Below are 16,906 nucleotides of genomic sequence, written 5' to 3'. Positions count from 1 at the left end.
GTCGGCAGGTCTCACCAGTCGATCAGAACTTATAACGCGCGCCGAAGAAGAACTGGCGCCCGGTCGAGCTGTAGATTTGCTGGTCGCGGCGATCCTCGCCGTCCCAATAGCTGCTCGGCTGGTTGGTGAGGTTGATCGCATCGACCGTCAGCGTGACGTGCGGTGTCAGCTTGTATGAGGCGGACATGTCGAGGTTGGTGCTCGAATACGAGCCCGTCGTGTCCGCATATCCCGCGCGCAACGGCACCATGCGCAGATATTCGTCACGATAGGCGAGCGAACCGCGGATCGAGAACTTCGCATCCTCATAGTAGAGCGTCGCGTTCGCCGAGTTCGGCGAGACGTTGGTGAGCGGCCGGATGAACGTCGGCCCGGCGGCGTTGGTGGTCAGGATGTAGCTGATGTTCGACTTGATGTGCGTATAGTTCAGGATCGTGCCGAAATGCTTCAGGAAGCCCGGCAGGAAGGTGAAGGGTTGCTGATATTGCACCTCGACGCCGTCGATCTTGCCGCCCGCCGAATTGGCATAAGAGGTGATGGTAGTCGTGGTGTTCGGGTCTTGCGAAGGGGTGAGCAGTTCGAGCGGTAGGCCGGCCGCCGCGTAGGTCGAGATCGAACTGATCTGCTGGACGAAGCTCGATACGTCCTTGTGGAAATAGGCCACCGAAAGCAGCGCCCCCGGCTGGAAATACCATTCCACCGACGCATCGAGATTGGTTGCGCGATAGGGATCGAGTTGCGGATTGCCGACCGTCGCCAAGAAGGGCGGGTTGACGGTGGAGATCGATCCGCCCGGTGTCAGGAAGCTCAGGGAGGGGCGCGACATCACCTTCGCCGCCGCGAAACGAGCGGTCAGCCTGGGGGTGAGGTCGAGCGCCAGGTTGATCGCGGGGAGCCAATCTTCATAGTTGCGCGTGAAGTTGACCGGCGTGCCGATGCCGACGAAGCCTTCCGAATATTGATGCGTGTGCGCGTAGCGTATGCCGGCGTCGCCGCGTAGCGCGACGCTGCCGATATCCATGTTGAAATCGAACTGGAGGTAGGGGCTGACATCCTCTTCCTGTACCGAGCGGTTGTCGCCCTGGGCGCCGGTGCCGAGGCTTCCCAGGCGAAAATCACCATATTGGTTGACGCAGTAGCAATCGACGCCGAACGCATCCATGATCTTGCCGATGTTGGGCACGATGAAGTTCGACGTCGCGCCGTTCGGAAGGCCGATCGTGTTGATGCTGACCGGTGCCGTGCTGACATCGCCGATCGTCAGCCCCGCCGAGGCCAGCGTCGGGATCGTCGTCGTCCCCGCGATCCGCTGTTGCCGCGCCGATATGAAGTTGAAGCGCTTGTAGGCGCCGCCGAACTTCACCGTGAACTGATCGTTGACCTGCCACTTGAGATCACCCTTCGCGGTGTGCAGCCGGTTGGTCACCTTGTTGGTGAATTCGCGGATGTTGTCATAGCCGTTGAGGAACTGCCAGTTGTTCGGATTGGTCGCGTCGAATCCGTAGTTGAGGAGCGGTCGGGTCGGGCTGGTCCGCGCGTCGTAGACGAAACCGTCGCTATCGAAGCGGCTGAATGTGACGAGGCGAGAATAGGGATTGTCGAAAATCGATTCGCTCTGCCCATATTGCAGATGTAAATCGACCGCCTCGCCGATCTTCTGGTCGATGTTGATGCCGGCCTGATAGAATGTCGTGGTCGACCGGTTTTCGCTGTTGGTGACGCTGAAGTCGACGTCGTCGAATACGCCATAGACGAGTTGACCATTCGCATCGACCTGCGCCTCGCGGATCTTCATATTCGGGCGGCCGGTCAGTTGCGCGGCGGTGAGGCCGGCGGTCGCGGTTCCATTGGCGCGGTTCAGGCTGATCGGGTTCGTGGCGAGATCGTTCTGACGTTGCTTGTAGCGCGCGAACACGCCGTCGATGGTGATGAGCGTGGTATCGGTCGGCTTGGCCTGCACCGTGCCGGCGAAGCCCATCCGCTCCTCCTTGTTCACGAAACGACCGTAGCCGGGCAATTTGGGCACAAACACGTTGGGGCGGTTGACCGTGTCATATGCCGACGGGGTCGAACCGGGGAACGCGCCGGGCGCGGGAATGCAGGGATTGATCACGGGCTTGCTACCGACCAGCGGATCGACCGGCATGACGGGGGTGTTCGGGACGACCGGGCAGAAGCCGCCGTTCACGTCACCGAAGTCGGCGAGGACGGTGTTCGAATATGCGTCTTCCTGCACGTTGCGCTTGCTGTACGCACCCGAGAGCATGATGCCGATGCGACCGTCGGCGAAGGTCTTGCTGACCGACCCGGCAAGGCGCGGCGCGAAGCTCTTGTTGATGTCGTAATAAGCGGTCTGCGCCGAAAGCGCCGCCTGGAAACCGGGCAAATCGAGCGGCCGCGCGGTCTGGAGATCAACGGTCGCACCGAGCGAGCCCTCGTCGATCTCCGCCGACTGCGTCTTGCGCACGACGATCGAATTGAACAGCTCGGACGCGAGCACGCTGTAATCGAAGCTGCGCCCCTTGTTGATGCCCGCGCCGAGGGTCGAGCCGGTCGTCGCGATCGTCGATTCCAGCCCGTTCAGGCGCGTTCGGCTGAAATCGCCGGAGAGACCGCGCACCGTGATCTGGCGCCCTTCGCCGCCGTCGCGTTCGATCGATATGCCAGGAATGCGTTGCAACGAGTCGGCGAGGTTCGCATCGGGGAAGGAGGCGATGTCGGCCGCGTTGATCCCGTCGACCACGCCGGTCGCCTGCTTCTTCACATTGAGGGCCGACTGGAGACTCTGACGGAAGCCCGTGACGACGATATCCTGTGTCTCGGTGTCTGCGGCGGTATCCTGTGGCTGGGCGATGGCCTGCGTGGCGGGCGGCTGCTGCGCGACTGCCGCCGTGGGTATCGTCAGCAAGGCGGCGAGTGCGAGGCTCGACGTGCGCGTGCGCAGCCGCTGTCGCGCGGCGGAAAAGTTGGTCATGCTCCACTCCCTAGATTTTTGATGTTCGTCGATAGTCGTCGGGCGGCGGCGCTTCAGCGCGCCTTGGCGATCTCCACGGCATAGACTTGCGTGCCGCCGTGCATGTTGGATCGGAACACGATCCATTTGCCGTCGGGCGTGAAATTGCCGTTGGGTTCGAGCCGGTAATCCTGCTTGGCCATGTTCACGAGCTTCTCGGCGGTGAAATAGCCGGGCTTGATGAGCGATGCCGCTCCCGCCGCGTGGATGCCGGCCACGTCGGGGATGCCGTGGGGCGTGAACAGATACAGGTATTTGCCGTCGGGCGCGTGCGCGACCATTTCGGGATCGCCGCCGTCGCCTGAGAACACGCTGCCATCGGGCGCACTATGGAAGTGTACGGACCATTCGTTGCGCTGAAGGTGGTAGCGCGTCCGCGCGCCGGTCGCGATGTTGTAGCCGGCGACCCAGAAATCCTCCACGCGCGGCGTTTGCAGATCGTACCAGATGGTCTTGCCGTCTTGGGCGAACCATTCGTGCCCGGCGATTTCCATGTTCATCGTGCGCTGGTGGAGATTGAGCGGCGGCGTCTCGGGGTGGTCGAGCCGCATCAGCCAGAGCCGATCGACCTTGTGCCAGGGCCCTTCGTGGCAGAACATCAGGAGATTGGGGTCGGTGGGAGAGAATTGCAGGTGGTTGAGCCAGTCGGTCGCGCGGTGGATGACGCGCTTCTCGCCGGTGCGGGTGTCGATGGTGAACATCTCCATTGGGATCTTGGCCTCGAGGCGCTCGTTCATCCGCACCTCCTTCGCCTCGGCATAGGGGAGGGGTTTGCCATCCGCGCCGGTGGCTTTGTAGTCGGATTGGTCGAAGCGGGAATCGCGCTTCTGAAACACCGCGAGCGCGCCGCCGGCGGCGGCGGGATCGGTATCGACGCCGGCGAGCAAGGTCTCGTCCGAGTTGATGGTCTGGATGTCGCCGCGCGCGAGCGCCGCGATCTTGCGCGTTTTGCCGCTATCCACATCTGCGGCGAAGATCGTCTTCGCGCCGGAACCGTCGGCAGCTTGCGTCTGGTAGAAAGCGGTGCGGGTACGATGTCCGACGAACAGCAGACGGAAGGGGCCCGCGATCGGAACGATCGTCGTCAGCTTGTGTGTCTTAAGATCGACCTTGGCGATGCCCTTGGGCGTGGAGATCACCAGTTGGTCGCCCTGCGGCGTGTAGCCGTTGAAGTTGAAGTAGAGGCTGGAACTGCCAGGTTCATCGGAGAGGCGGACGACGCGGTGCCCGGTGGCCGGATCGATCCAGTCGCGAGGCGCGCTCTGGGGATGCGCGCAGACCGGCGTCATCATCAATGCGGCTGCGACCAGAGCCCGATGGGAAACGTTGAGCACGCCGTTCTCTCCCTTATAGTTTCATATTATGGCACCAGTTCATATATTATGGACCATTATGGTGTCAACCGGCGGGTCGTCCGATTTGTGCGCGCGCGTTCGAGGCGAGCATGCCCGTGGCATGCTCGCGATCACATGGCGTTTGAGCGACGCAGACGCCGCGCACAGCGCCGATCGTGCGCGCCACCTCGACAGGCGATGCGCGGCGATTGCCACGGCAGCCTGACAAGGTGCGGTGCTCAATGCGCTCGACGTGGCGCGTCTATCTCTGGCGCGGTGCTGATCCGCGCGTTGGCCCGATCCCGGCCCGGCTTACCGGCGGCAGATGGACTCGCCGGCGACTTCTAGCACAGCGACATCATGCGGCGGCAGCGTGCCGTCTTTCATATCCCCGGCGGCCAGTCGGGCGCCAGCCGGGACGGCAACGTCATGCGCCGCCGAGCCGTGGTTGACCACGACGAGGATGCAGCGGCCCGCACCGGCGCGCGCGCTCACCTCGATATCGGAATGGGCGCCGGCGAGGATCGGCTTGATGTCGGCATCGCGCAACAGCCGCTCGGCCAGCGACCGCATCGGTGCCGGATCGAGCCATGCTCCGACATAGGTGACGCTGCCCTTGCCGACCTGCCGCGTGACGATGGCTGGCTTGCCATCGAGCCAGCCGCCGGGATCGGCGTAGCGCGCGAGAACCTGCGTGTCGGTCGCGTCGGGCGTGACCGCTTCCGCCCAGGTCGCGGCGGAGCCACTGACCGCGCCGGACAGCGCGACAGGCGCGTCGAGCGCGTAGAATTGCTCGACATGCGCGCCGAGCAGGGCGGCTAGCGGGCCGGGCTGGCGCTCCGGCCATAGCGCGTTCGCATCGTCCTTCATCCCCGAGCGCGGACCGAGGACGAGGTGGCCTCCACCGCGCACATAGGCCGTGAGCCGCTGCGCCGTCTCAGCGGTAAGTACGTTGAGCGCGGGGGCGACGACGAGCGGGTAGTGCGACAGATCGGCATCAACGGGCAACACGGCCACACCCTGCGCGGCGATGCGCAGTGGCCGGTAGAAGTCCGTGAACTCTCGAATCGGATCGAAGCTCTTGTTGAGCGGCTGAAGGTCGATCGCCCAACGGCTGTCATAAGAGAACAGCATCGCCACGCGCGCGACCGGGACGGTGTCGGCGAGCGCGGGCGCGGCGGCGGTGATCTCGCGCGCGGTTCGGGTGACCTCGGCGAGGATCGGATTGGGCAAGCCATCCTGCCCGAGCAGCGCGCCGTGGTAGGTTTCCTGCCCGTTAAGCGCGGGGCGCCACTGCCAGTAGAGCACCGCGTCGGCGCCGTGGCCGATCGCCTGCCATGCCATTTCCCGCACCTGACCCGGATCGAGCGCACGGTTGACCGGCCCCCAATCGACGCGGCCGGGTTGCGTCTCCATCAGCCAGAAATTGCGCTGCTTGTAGCCGTGGACGAGATCGTGGTTCGCGCCGTTCGCCACCCAGTCGGGGCGGCCGCTCGGGATGTAATTGTCCCAGGCCGCCAGATCCAGATCGCGGTGAAGCGCGAAGTGGTCGAACCCGCCGTTCCAGAACATGGTGTTGGTGGTGACGAACTGGCGCGGATCGGCAAGGCCACGGATCGCGCGTGACTGGTTGGCGACATAGTCGGTCCAGGTCGCGGTGGTGAAATGCTTGAAGTCGAGCAGCAGCGCCGGGTTCTGCTGGCCAGTCGCGTGGAGCGGCACCTGATCGAAGCTGTCGTAATGCTGGCTCCAATATTCGGTTGCCCAACGCTGGTTGAGCGTGTCGATGCTGCCATAGCGGTGCTTCAGAAAGGCGTGCCAGCGCGCCACGGCCTCGGCATCGAACGAGGGTGGCCCGATCTCATTGTCGATCTGCCAGCCGACCACGCGCCGGTCATGGCCGTAGCGCTTGGCCATTTCGGTGGCGATGGTGCGGGCGAAATCGCGGTAGCGCGCGCTCGCGAACGAGAAATGGCGGCGGCCACCATGGCCCGCGCGCTTGCCATCTTCATCGACGCGCAGCACGTCGGGATAGGCTTGGGTCAACCATGCGGGCGGGGCGGCGGTCGGCGTGCCGAGCACCACCATCATGCCGTGGTCTGCGGCGGCGGTGATCGCGCGGTCGAGCCATGCGAAGTCGAACTGGCCCTCGCGAGGCTCGATCCGGCTCCACGCGAACTCTCCGATCCGCACGGTGTTGAACCCGGCCTTTCGCATCAGCGCGAGATCGGTTGCCCAGCGCGCCTCGGGCCATTGCTCGGGATACCACGACACGCCGACCGCAAGGGGCGGCTTGTCGGGGAAGTTGGTCGCGCGCGCCGGCGTGGCTTGCGGCGACGCCGGCGCGGCGGCGGACAGGGCCAAAGCGGCAAGAGCGATGCGGGCGATCATGCTGCGAAACGGATGCGCAGGACGCTGGGCATGTCGGCGCCGCTCGCAGCCGGCAGCGTCGCCTCCAGCCCCTTGTCGGTCTGCCGCCACACGACTTCGCCGCCGCCGAGCAGCGTGATCCCGGCAATCTTGCGGTCGAGATAGGGCGTGCCGGCATAGAGCGTCTTGATCCGCACGATGCCGTCCGCCGGGCGTTCGAGCGCGATCGCGTAGAGCGCGTCACCCTTGGCGGTGAAGCGAATGTCGTCGGCTTTCCAGCCGCGATTGGCCGCCTCCGACTTCTCGCCGGCCACCAGCGTGGTCGAGCCTTCGCCGAAATATTTCCACGGGCGCGTGCCGTAGATCGCCTCGCCGTTGACCTGGAGCCACGCGCCGATGCCACGCAGCACCGCCTGCGCGGCATCCGGGATCGTGCCGTCGGCGCGCGGTCCGACGTTGAGCATCAGATTGCCGTTCTTCGACACGATATCGACGAGATCCTGCACCAGCGACTTCGGTGATTTGTAATCGTCGTCCTGAATATAGCCCCAGCTCTTTGTCGAGATCGAGGTATCGGTCTGCCACGGTTCGAGCCGCAACTCATCGAGCTTGCCGCGTTCGACGTCGAACAGCGCGGTGCCGGGTGCGAACTGCGCGCCCTTGTAGGCGATCGCCGGGCTATAGCCCTTTTTCTTGGCGGCGTTGTAGTAATAGGCTGCCATACGCTGGAGGTACGGCTCGAACGCGGGTGCGCTGGTCCACCAGTCGAGATAGACGATCTCGGGATCGTATTTGTCGATGAACTCGGTGGTGCGCGCGAGCCAGTCGTCGAGGAACTGCTTGCTGGGCGGCAGCCAATTTTCGAGGTGCGACGGGTGGGGCTGGCCCGCGGCGGGATCCCCCGGCAGCCGCACCGGCGCGGCCGGGCCGTAGAGCCCGGCATAGCGCGGATCGTTGACGTCGCTGTCGTAGCTGCGGCCGATCCCGTACCACCACCAATGTTCGGCGCGGTGCGAGGACAGGCCGAAGTGCAGTCCGCTCGCGCGCGCCGCCTTCTCCAACGCGGCAGCGGTATCGCGCTTTGGCCCCATCTTGACCTCGTTCCAGTCGGTCATCGCGCTGTCGTACATCGCGAAACCGTCGCAATGTTCGGCGACCGGCATGACGTATTTCGCGCCGGCCTCCTGGAAGAGCGCGATCCACTGTGCCGCGTCGAACTTCTCGGCGGTGAACCTGGGAATGAAATCCTTGTAGCCGAAGCGGGATTGCGGGCCGAACACGTTGCGGTGGTAGGTGAAGGCGACGTTCGCCGGATCATACATGTTGCGCGAGTACCATTCGGTCAGGAACCCCGGCACCGCATACGGCCCCCAGTGGAGGAAGATGCCGAACTTGGCGTCGCGGAACCATGCGGGGACGCGGATCGCCTTCAGCGATTCCCAATCGGGGCGGTAGGGGCCGCTCGCAGTGCCCCGGTCGACCTTGGCGAGTTGGCGCGCGACCGGGCCTGGCTTGAAATCCATCGGATAGGCCTCGTCGGCGCGCGCCGGCGTGGCGATGGCGAGGGCGGACCCGAGCAACAGGGTTCCAAGGGCGCGTGTCATCGCTTTTCTCCGGTTTGCAGCACGGCGACTCCCTCGGGCGCGAGATCGACCGCCTGGAGGGTGCCGCCGCCGAGGACGTCGGTCATCGCCACGGGCAACGCGACCCGCTGCGGCGTGCGGCCGTGGTTGATAAGGATGGCGATGCGGCGGCCGGCTCCCTCGCGCGTCATCAGTTCGACATCGGCGGGGACCGCGAAGTCGCGCACGACCTTGGCGTCGGCGAGCGCCTGATCGATCAGCGTGCTGGTCACCGCCTTGTCGAATAGCGCGCCGTAATAGGTGATGCTGCCCTTGCCGACTTTGCGGGTGATCGCGGCAGGGTGGCCGTCGAGCCACCCGTTCGCCTTGCCATAGCGCAGCAGCACCTTTGCATCGGGCGATTTGACGACGAGGTCTTCCGCCCACACGCTCGCCGTGCCGCCATCGACCGCCATGCTCTCGTCGAGCGCGTAGAATTGCTCGGCCTGTCCGCCGAGCAAGCCGGCAAGCGGGCCGGGCTGCCGAATGGTGTCGAGCCGGTTGTATTCGTCCTTGAGGCCCGAGCGCGGTCCGAGGATCAGATGGCCGCCGCCGCGCACATAGTCGGCGAGGTGGCGCGCGAGCGCATCCGGGATGACGTTGAGGCTGGGCGCGACCACCAGCTTGTAGCGGGCGAGCGGCGCTGCCGCCGAGACGACATCGACCGCGCCGAGCGCGGTCTTCAACGGGCGATAATAATCGAGCAGCACGCCGATCTGGTCATAGTCCTTGGTGAGCGGCTGGAAGTCGATCGCCCAGCGGCTGTCGTAATCCTGTAGGACCGCGACCTGCGCGTTGGGCGAGGTGCCCGCCAGCGCCCGCGATGCCTTGGCGAAGTCCGCGCCGATCTGTGCTGCTTCGGCATAGATCGGCAACGGCTTTCCGTCCGGCCCGACCAGCGAGCCGTGGAGTGTCTCCTGCCCGTTGAGCGCGTTGCGCCATTGCCAGAACAGCACCGCATCGGCGCCATGCCCCACCGTCTGCCACGCCAGCGCGCGCGTTTCGCCGGGATAGAGCATATTGCTGACCGGAGCCCAATTCACGAAGCCGGGCTGGGTTTCCATCACCCAGAAGTTCTGCCGCTTCCAGCCGCGCACCAGATCGTTGACCGCGCCGTTGCGCGCGGCGTCGAGATGGCCCGTGCCGACGTAATCGTCCCACGACGCGACATCGAGCCCGGTGTTGATCGCGTAGCGATCGAACCGGTTTGCCCAGCCGAGTCCGCCAAGATTGGTGGTGATGAACGCGCGCGCGGGCAGTTTGGCGCGCAGCACTTCGGCCTGGTTAGCCTGAAACGCGACCCACTGATCGGTGATGAAGCGCTTGAGATCGAGCATCAGTCCCGGATTGTTGATTCCGGCGTTGAACGGCACCTGATCCCACTCGCTGTACGTCTGGGACCAATACGCCGTCGCCCAGAGCGCGTTGAGCCTGTCGAGGCTGCCATATTTCGCCTTCAGCCACGCGTGCCAAGCGTCGCGCGCGGCGGGGTCGTAGCTCTCCTCGGTATGCTCGTTGCCGATCTGCCAGCCGATCACATTGGGTTCGCCCCCGACCGCATCGGCCATGCGCGCGACAACCTCGCGCGCCATCGCTCGATAGCGCGGCGACGTGATCGAGAACTGCCGCCGCCCGCCATGTCCCGCGCGCACGCCATTGGTATCGACCCGCAGCGTGTCGGGATACTTGCTGGTCAGCCACGCGGGCGGGGTGTCGGTCGGCGTGCCGACCACCACCTTGATGTCATACCGGGCGGCGAGCCGCACCGCGCGTTGGAGCCAGGCGAGATCGTACGCGCCCTCCGACGGTTCGATCCGGCTCCACGCATATTCGCCGATCCGCACGACATTGGCACCGTGCGCCTTCATCAGCCGCAGGTCTTCGGCCCAACGCTCCTCGGGCCATTGCTCGGGATACCAGGCCGAGCCCAGCCAGAGCCGCTCGGAGGCGGCCTTGGGGGCAGGCGCCTGCGCGAGCGCCGGAGTGGCGACGCAGACGAGCCAAAGTGCTGCCAGGCGCTTCATATCGTCCAGCCGCCGTCGATTATGTGGATCTGGCCGGTCGTGTAGGTCGCACCGGCGAGATAGACGACGAGGTCGGCGATCTCTTCGGGGGTGCCGATCCGGCCGATCGGCTGGCGCGCGATGAAGGTGGCGCGCGTCGCCGCATAGTCGCCGCCGGCGCCGAGCCGCTGGTTGAGCGACGGGGTCTCGACCGTGCCGGGGCAGATGGCGGTGACGCGGATGTTCTGGCCGACGAAGTCGGCGGCGATCGCCTTGGTGAGCCCGATCACCGCGGCCTTGGTGACACCATAGGCGAACCGATCGGGCACGCCCTTTACGCTGGAGGCGACCGACGCCATGTTGATGATCGCGCCGCCGCCGCGCGCGACCATGCCGGGCAGCACCGCGCGGCACGTTCTGGTCATCGCCTTGACGTTGAGCGCCCAGGCGAAATCGAGATCGTCTTCGCTGGTGGTGAGCACGGTGCCGCCATGCACGACGCCAGCACAGTTGAAGAGAATGTCGATCGCCTCGCCAGCATAGGCGGCGACCGCGTGCGGATCGAGCACGTCGAGCGCGCGTGTCTCGATCCGCTCGCCGGCAAGCCCGTCCAGCGCGGCGGCGTTGATGTCGGTAGCGATCACGCGCGCGCCGGCGGCGGCGAGTGCGAGCACCGCCGCGCGGCCGATGCCCTGTGCGGCGGCGGTGACGAGGGCGGTCTGTCCGGTCAGGTCGGTCAACGGTCTGTCCTTTGGGTCGGCAGCGGCGTGCCGGGTTGGTCGTTCGATCGGTACAGCGCCTCGACGAGCGCCATCGTCTGCCAAGCATCATCGACGGCGGTGGCGAGCACCGCGTCCTGGCCGGCGGCGAAGCGTTGCAGGTTGGCCATCGGGCCGATGAAGGCGTCGGGGAACCACGCGCCGGCAAGCGGCACCCGCGCCCACGGGCCGCGGCGCGGTGTGATCCACAGTTCGTCGCCTTCGCCTGTGGGATAGTCGAGCAGCGCGCCCAGCTTGGCGGTCGCGGCGCCGGTGACGCCCTCGACGCGGAAGCGCGCGTCCTGAAACCGCCGACCGAAATCATGGTGATGGTTGATCGACAGCAGCACCCGTAGCATGTCGCCATAATCGAGGATCATCGAGGTACGCGTGTCTGCCAAGGCGCTGGTCGGGTGGCCGAAACTGCGCGCGAACACGCCGCGCGGATCGCCAACCAACGCCCGGATCGCGTCGAGATAATGGATCGAATGGCTGACGATCTCGACGCGCGGGTTTGGCTTGAGGTGGGGAAAAAGCTGCCACGGCGTGACGAGGTTGATGTGGACCTCGATCTCGGTCAGCGTGCCGAGCCGCCCCTGCCGGATGGCGTCGGCGATCGCCAGCATCATCGCCGAGTAGCGCAACTGGAAGTTGACCGAGGCAATCAGCCCGCGCGCGTGACAGAGATCGCGGATCGCGGTCGCGCCGGCGAGATCGAGCCCCATCGGTTTCTGGAGCAGCACCGTCGCGCCCTTCGGGAGCGCGGCGAGGATGCTGGCGTGCGCCACGGGCGGCGCGGCGATGTCGAAGACGGCATCTTGCGCGGCAGCCTCGGTGAGCGAGCCGAACACGCGCAGGCCACCCCATCCGCGCGCGAGTGTGTCCGCCCTGACCAGATCGGGATCGTACAGCCCGGCGACGGTGAAGCCTGCTTTTCGATAGGCGGGCAGGTGCGCGTCGCGGACGATTCCGCCAGTGCCGATGATGACGATCGGGCGGGGCGCCGACGGCATCGGCCAGGCTTGTTGCAGGTCGGTCATTGCGTCGCCTCCGCTTGCGCTTGCGCCAGCAGTTCCGCGGTGCCGCGATCGGTGGTGACGGCGGCGGTGGTCATCCGATCGACGATGTGGCTGATCCGGGCGAGGTCGGGCGTGATCGGCATCGCGCGGGCATGGTCGTGCAGCCAGCCGAGCCGGTGGTAATAAGGAATGGCGGCGTTGATCGCGGCATCGTCCCACGTCGAGCGGCGCACCCCGATCGCGCCCTCGGTGGTGGTGCGCCGGTCCATCGGCGCGGTCGCGCAGTGCCGCAGGAAATCCCACGCGAGGGGCTTGTTGCGAGACCCGGCGCCGATCGCGAGCACCCAGAAGACATTGAGCGACACGCTCGTCCCGCCCGGACCCGCCGGCAGCGGCGCCACATCGACCAGGCCCTTCACCTTACTGTCGGGCGCAGTGTCGCAATAGGCGGCGAACCCGAACCAGTTGGGCATCAACGCGACCTTGCCCTGCGCGAACAGCATCCCCGACGCGACGCTGTCGAGCGCGGCGCAATTCGGTGCGATCGCGCGCGTGTCGCGTGCGAGCGCGCGCAGGAAATCGAGCGCGTCGTGCGCGTGCCGGGTTGTGAAAGCTGGGCGGCCGGCGCCGTCGAACGGTTCGCCACCACGCGACCAGATCTGGATGCAGAAATCGTAGAGGCCGTTGTGCCCATCGGGGTACAGCGCCAATACCGTACCGAAACGCCCCGCCGCCGGATCGTGGTGCGCGCGCGCGCAGGCCTGGAACGCCTCCCATGTCGTCGGCGGGGTCGCGATCAGATCCTTGCGGTAGATCAGGCATTCGGGGCCGTCATGATACGGCATGCCCCAGAAGCCGCCGCCGAAGCGCTGCAAACCGGTGAGCGAAGGGCTCCACGCCTGTGGGAAATCGTCGATCGGTGCGCGGGCAAGGTGCGGCCCGAGATCTTCGAGCAGCCCGCGAGCGACGGCTTCGGCGAGCCAATCGGTGTTGAGGAACGCGATATCCCATTCGCCCGAGGCAAGGCCACCATGCCCGATCAGCGTTGCATGGAGTGGGTTTAGGTCCATTTCGACCGCATCGAGCGTGGCGTCGCTGCCGGTTGCGCGCACGAAGTCGGCGAATTGCGCGGCGATGGCGCGCGCGAACGGGTCGAAGCGGCGAACGGCGATGCGCAAGCGGGTCATGCCGCGGCTCCGGCGGGGCGCGTGCGGCGGCGGTCGCCGCCGACGGTGTAGATCGCCGCCGCGGCGATCACCACGACGCCTTCGATGAGCCCCTGATAGCTTGCACCGAGGTTGAGCACGTTGAAGCCGTTGGTGAGCGTGAACAGCAGCAGCGCGCCCGCGACGGTCTTGATGACGCTGCCCGCGCCGCCGAACAGCGAGGTGCCGCCGAGGATCGCCGCCGCGATCACCGTCAGTTCGGTGCCTTGCAGCGCGGTCGGGTTGATCGCGCCGAGGCGGCAGCCGAAGAGCACGCCGGCAAAGCCCGCCGCAAGGCTCGACAGCACGAACGCGCCGAGCTTGTAGGCGTGGACGTTGATACCGGACAGCCGCGCGGCTTCGGCATTGCCGCCGACCGCATAGACACGGCGGCCGATCACGGTGAAGCGCAGCACCGCCCATACGACCGTGGTGAAGATCGCGAGATACACCACCGGTGCGGCAACCGCGACGCCTGGCCCGGCCAGCAGCGCAAGCGCTGCGACCACCAGCGCCGCGCCGATCTGGAGGAGGGAACGGCGGAAGACGCCGAGCGCGAGCAGCGCGGCGGCGATCCCCAGCACCGGCCAGAACAGCGCGACGCGCGTGCTTTCGAAGGCGAGCATCTGCGCGAGCGTATCGGCGCGCTCGACCATCAGCGAGCGCCCGTCGGTCAGAACCAGCACCAGCCCACGCACCGCCGTAAGCGTGCCGAGCGTGACGATGAACGCGTTGATGCCGACGAACTGAACGATCGCGCCATTGAGCAATCCGATCGCGGCGGCGGTGATGAGCGCCGCCAACGCGGCGAGCGGGAAGCCCACCTGCGGCGCCAGCCCGACCAGCACCGCCGCCGCCAGCGCCGCCACGGAGGCAACCGACAGGTCGAACGCGCCGGTGATCAGCATTAACGTCATCGCCACGCCCATGATCCCGACCAGCGACGCCTGATAGGCGATGTTGCCGAGGTTCTGCGGGGTCAGATAGCCGGGCAGGCCATGCGCGTGCGCGAGCGTCGCCAGCACGCCGAGCAGGATCAGCAGCGCGTAATAGACGCCCGCCTCGCGCAGCCCGAAATGCCGCCGCCAGTCGATCCGGTTCATGCGGCCACTCCCATTTCCGCCTGTGCGCCCCCGGTCATCCGGATCAGAGCGGCCTCGTTGAGCGCGCCGGGGTCGGTGATCTCGCGCACCACCGCACCGTCGCGCAGGACGAGGATGCGATCGGCGATGGCGAGCAACTCCTCGAACTCGGAGCTGACCAGCATGACGGCCAAGCCGTCGTCGGCGAGCGCGCGGACGGCGCGGAGGATGTCGATCCGCGCGCCGATATCGATCCCGGCGGTCGGCTCGTCGAGCAGCAGCACGCGCGTGTCCGGTGTCAGCCATTTGGCGAGCACGACCTTCTGCGCGTTGCCGCCCGAGAGTTCGCTGACCAGCGCGTCGGGACCATCGGCCTTGATGGCGAGCCGCGCGATTGCGTCGCGTGCGGCGGCGGCTTCGGTGGCGCGATCGAGCAGGCGGTGACGCTGCGGCAGCGCGATGTTCTCGGCGATCGTCATCTGTGGCACAAAGCCTTGGCGCGCACGATCCTCGGGCACCAGCGCGATGCCGGCGGCGACGCTCTCGTCCGCGAACAGGCCGATGCGTCGCCCGTTCACCCAAACCTCGCCGCGCGCGGTGGGGTCCGCGCCGAAGATCGCGTGGAGCAATTCGCTGCGGCCTGACCCAAGCACGCCGGCGATGCCGACGATCTCGCCGGCACGGACGCTGAGGCTGGTCGGCGCCAGCCGGCCGGGAGCGCGCAAACCGCGCACGTCGAGCAGGACGTCGCCGGGTGGCGATAGGCGCGGGGTACGCGTGAGCGCCGCCACCGAACGGCCGGCGATGGCGGCCGCAATCGTGGCTTCGTCGAGCGTCGCGGTCTCGGCGTGCAGCACCGCGCGGCCGTCGCGCAGCACGGTCACCGCGTCGGTCAGTGCGAGGATCTCGTCGAGGAAGTGCGACACGAACAGCACCGCGCGTCCGGCGTCGGCGAGCTGTCGGATCGTGCGATAGACGGTCTCGCGCTCGTGCCCGGCGAGCGCGGCGGTGGGTTCGTCCATGATGACCAGCGCCGGATCACCGACCAGCGCCTGCGCGATGGCGACCATTTGCCTCGCGCCGATCGGCAGATCGCCGACGATGGCGTCGAGCGCGAACGGATCGCCGAGCATCGCCGTGACCGCCACCGCGCGCGCCCTTGCCGCAGCGGCGTGGCGCAGCCAGCCGCGCTGTTCGAGCAGGATGTTGTCGGCGGCGCTCAGCGTCGGCACGAGCGGGATGTGCTGGTACAAGGTGGCGACGCCCGCGGCGCGAGCCGACCGCGGCGAGGTCCAGCGTGCGCTCTGGCCGCGCCAGATGATGTCACCGCCGGTCGCCGGGATCGCGCCTGACAGAATCTTGATGAGGGTGGACTTGCCCGCGCCATTCGCGCCCAGCAACCCGTGGACCCGCCCCGGAACGACGGTGAGGTCGACCCCGCGCAGCGCGACGGTGCCGTTCGGCCAGGTCTTCGTCACCCCGGCGAGCGTCAACAGCGGCGTTACCATTGCCCGACACACTCCCCAACGGTGGCGCGCGTTACCGCCGGAATGGGATAGGTGCGGAAGCGCGGACCACGATCCCCCCGCAAGGCCGCGAAGGCGAGCGCCCCCAGCGCTTCGGGCTTGAAGCACACCGTGCCATCGACCGCGCCCGCCTTGATCGAGGCGATCGCCAGCTTAGACCCGCCGACGCCGATCAGCCGGGCGTGCGACCCGGCGGCCCGCACCGCGCGCGCGCAACCGATCACCATGTCGTCGGCTTCGTTGTAGAAGAGGTCGATGTTCGGATGCGCGGCGAGGATGTTCTGGCATGCGGCCTCGCCGCCCTCGCTCGTCCAGTTGCCCGGTTGCGTCGCGACCACGCTGTAGCGCATGCCAGCCGAATCGAGCGCTTCGCGAAATCCGCGCGCGCGCTGCTCGACCTCGGGAAACCCGGCCGCGCCCTCGATGATCGCGATCCGCGCCGGGCGTGTGGCGGGGAGCAGACGCGCCGCCAAGCCACCGGCGGCGCGCCCGGCCGCGACTTCATCCTGTGAGGCCAGCGCGACCAGCCCGGGATACACATCGTCCACGCGTCGTGTGCGCGGATCGCCGACCAGCGCCGCGACCGCCGCGATCGGAACGCCGCCCTTGTCCGCACGCGCGACCCAGCCTTGTGCTACCACCGAATCGAGCGGCATCACCGCGATGCCCGCGACATGCTGCGCGATCAGATCGTCGATATCGTTGGCTTGCTTCTGCACGTCGCCCTTGGCGTCGAGCACGATCGCGGTCGCGCCGGCGCGCGCAGCCGCGTCGCTGAAACCCTTGGCGATCGCGGCAGCGAACGGGAAGCTGAGCCCGACGGTCGAGAGTCCGTAGCGCTTTCCGCCGCCGGGGCCGGTCGCGTTCACGCCATTCCCCGCGCGAGCGGCGCTGCGCACGCCGACCAGCGAGGCGATCGCGACGATCGCGACCAGCAGCGTCAGTGCGAGGGGCAGGGGGCGCCAGCGCATCGG

At 67.0% G+C, this 16,906-nt stretch carries 11 protein-coding genes; all 11 read right to left on the bottom strand.

All coding sequences use genetic code 11. The features are described 5' to 3' along the window. Window positions 1-22: 22 nt before the first annotated feature. Complete coding sequence (locus tag BLS81_RS00270; RefSeq protein ID WP_176786961.1) at window positions 23-2,974, bottom strand: TonB-dependent receptor; 2,952 nt, start codon at window positions 2,972-2,974, stop codon at window positions 23-25. A gap of 53 nt (window positions 2,975-3,027) precedes the next feature. Beyond that, complete coding sequence (locus BLS81_RS00265; RefSeq protein WP_256326005.1) at window positions 3,028-4,347, bottom strand: oligogalacturonate lyase family protein; 1,320 nt, start codon at window positions 4,345-4,347, stop codon at window positions 3,028-3,030. A 312-nt stretch (window positions 4,348-4,659) separates the two neighbouring features. After that, window positions 4,660-6,738: a beta-galactosidase gene (locus tag BLS81_RS00260; protein WP_093219290.1), complete on the bottom strand. Its 2,079-nt coding sequence runs from the start codon at window positions 6,736-6,738 to the stop codon at window positions 4,660-4,662. Next, window positions 6,735-8,321 (bottom strand): alpha-L-fucosidase, encoded by a 1,587-nt coding sequence (locus tag BLS81_RS00255; RefSeq protein ID WP_093219288.1) that lies wholly within the window; start codon window positions 8,319-8,321, stop codon window positions 6,735-6,737. Before BLS81_RS00255 ends, BLS81_RS00260 begins: the two co-directional genes overlap by 4 nt. Continuing rightward, window positions 8,318-10,363, bottom strand: a complete 2,046-nt coding sequence (locus BLS81_RS00250; protein WP_093219285.1) for a beta-galactosidase — start codon at window positions 10,361-10,363, stop codon at window positions 8,318-8,320. Before BLS81_RS00250 ends, BLS81_RS00255 begins: the two co-directional genes overlap by 4 nt. Then, the gene (locus BLS81_RS00245) at window positions 10,360-11,082 is read right to left on the bottom strand and encodes an SDR family oxidoreductase (protein ID WP_093219283.1); all 723 of its coding nucleotides are present in this window, start codon (window positions 11,080-11,082) and stop codon (window positions 10,360-10,362) included. Before BLS81_RS00245 ends, BLS81_RS00250 begins: the two co-directional genes overlap by 4 nt. Next, window positions 11,079-12,140, bottom strand: coding sequence for a Gfo/Idh/MocA family protein (locus BLS81_RS00240; RefSeq protein ID WP_093219280.1), 1,062 nt, complete (start codon window positions 12,138-12,140; stop codon window positions 11,079-11,081). Before BLS81_RS00240 ends, BLS81_RS00245 begins: the two co-directional genes overlap by 4 nt. Continuing rightward, a complete protein-coding gene (locus BLS81_RS00235; RefSeq protein ID WP_093219278.1) occupies window positions 12,137-13,306 on the bottom strand; it encodes an extracellular solute-binding protein in 1,170 nt (389 codons plus the stop codon). The genes BLS81_RS00240 and BLS81_RS00235 overlap by 4 nt, the downstream gene beginning before the upstream one ends. After that, window positions 13,303-14,427 (bottom strand): ABC transporter permease, encoded by a 1,125-nt coding sequence (locus BLS81_RS00230; protein ID WP_093219275.1) that lies wholly within the window; start codon window positions 14,425-14,427, stop codon window positions 13,303-13,305. The genes BLS81_RS00235 and BLS81_RS00230 overlap by 4 nt, the downstream gene beginning before the upstream one ends. Beyond that, window positions 14,424-15,914 (bottom strand): sugar ABC transporter ATP-binding protein, encoded by a 1,491-nt coding sequence (locus BLS81_RS00225; protein WP_256326004.1) that lies wholly within the window; start codon window positions 15,912-15,914, stop codon window positions 14,424-14,426. The genes BLS81_RS00230 and BLS81_RS00225 overlap by 4 nt, the downstream gene beginning before the upstream one ends. Then, on the bottom strand, window positions 15,908-16,903 hold the full coding sequence (locus tag BLS81_RS00220; protein WP_093219273.1) for a sugar ABC transporter substrate-binding protein: 996 nt from the start codon (window positions 16,901-16,903) through the stop codon (window positions 15,908-15,910). Before BLS81_RS00220 ends, BLS81_RS00225 begins: the two co-directional genes overlap by 7 nt. Window positions 16,904-16,906 lie beyond the last annotated feature (3 nt).

It is taken from the genome of Sphingomonas sp. NFR15 (assembly GCF_900103265.1).
In the GTDB taxonomy this organism is placed as follows: domain Bacteria; phylum Pseudomonadota; class Alphaproteobacteria; order Sphingomonadales; family Sphingomonadaceae; genus Sphingomonas; species Sphingomonas pollutisoli.
This window is presented reverse-complemented; position numbering and strand designations above follow the sequence as displayed.

Coding starts and splice junctions, on each gene's coding strand:
- BLS81_RS00270 (WP_176786961.1), bottom strand. CDS start 2,974: ATGACCAACTTTTCCGCCGCGCGACAGCGGCTGCGCACGCGCACGTCG.
- BLS81_RS00260 (WP_093219290.1), bottom strand. CDS start 6,738: ATGATCGCCCGCATCGCTCTTGCCGCTTTGGCCCTGTCCGCCGCCGCG.
- BLS81_RS00255 (WP_093219288.1), bottom strand. CDS start 8,321: ATGACACGCGCCCTTGGAACCCTGTTGCTCGGGTCCGCCCTCGCCATC.
- BLS81_RS00250 (WP_093219285.1), bottom strand. CDS start 10,363: ATGAAGCGCCTGGCAGCACTTTGGCTCGTCTGCGTCGCCACTCCGGCG.
- BLS81_RS00240 (WP_093219280.1), bottom strand. CDS start 12,140: ATGACCGACCTGCAACAAGCCTGGCCGATGCCGTCGGCGCCCCGCCCG.
- BLS81_RS00235 (WP_093219278.1), bottom strand. CDS start 13,306: ATGACCCGCTTGCGCATCGCCGTTCGCCGCTTCGACCCGTTCGCGCGC.
- BLS81_RS00230 (WP_093219275.1), bottom strand. CDS start 14,427: ATGAACCGGATCGACTGGCGGCGGCATTTCGGGCTGCGCGAGGCGGGC.
- BLS81_RS00225 (WP_256326004.1), bottom strand. CDS start 15,914: ATGGTAACGCCGCTGTTGACGCTCGCCGGGGTGACGAAGACCTGGCCG.
- BLS81_RS00220 (WP_093219273.1), bottom strand. CDS start 16,903: ATGCGCTGGCGCCCCCTGCCCCTCGCACTGACGCTGCTGGTCGCGATC.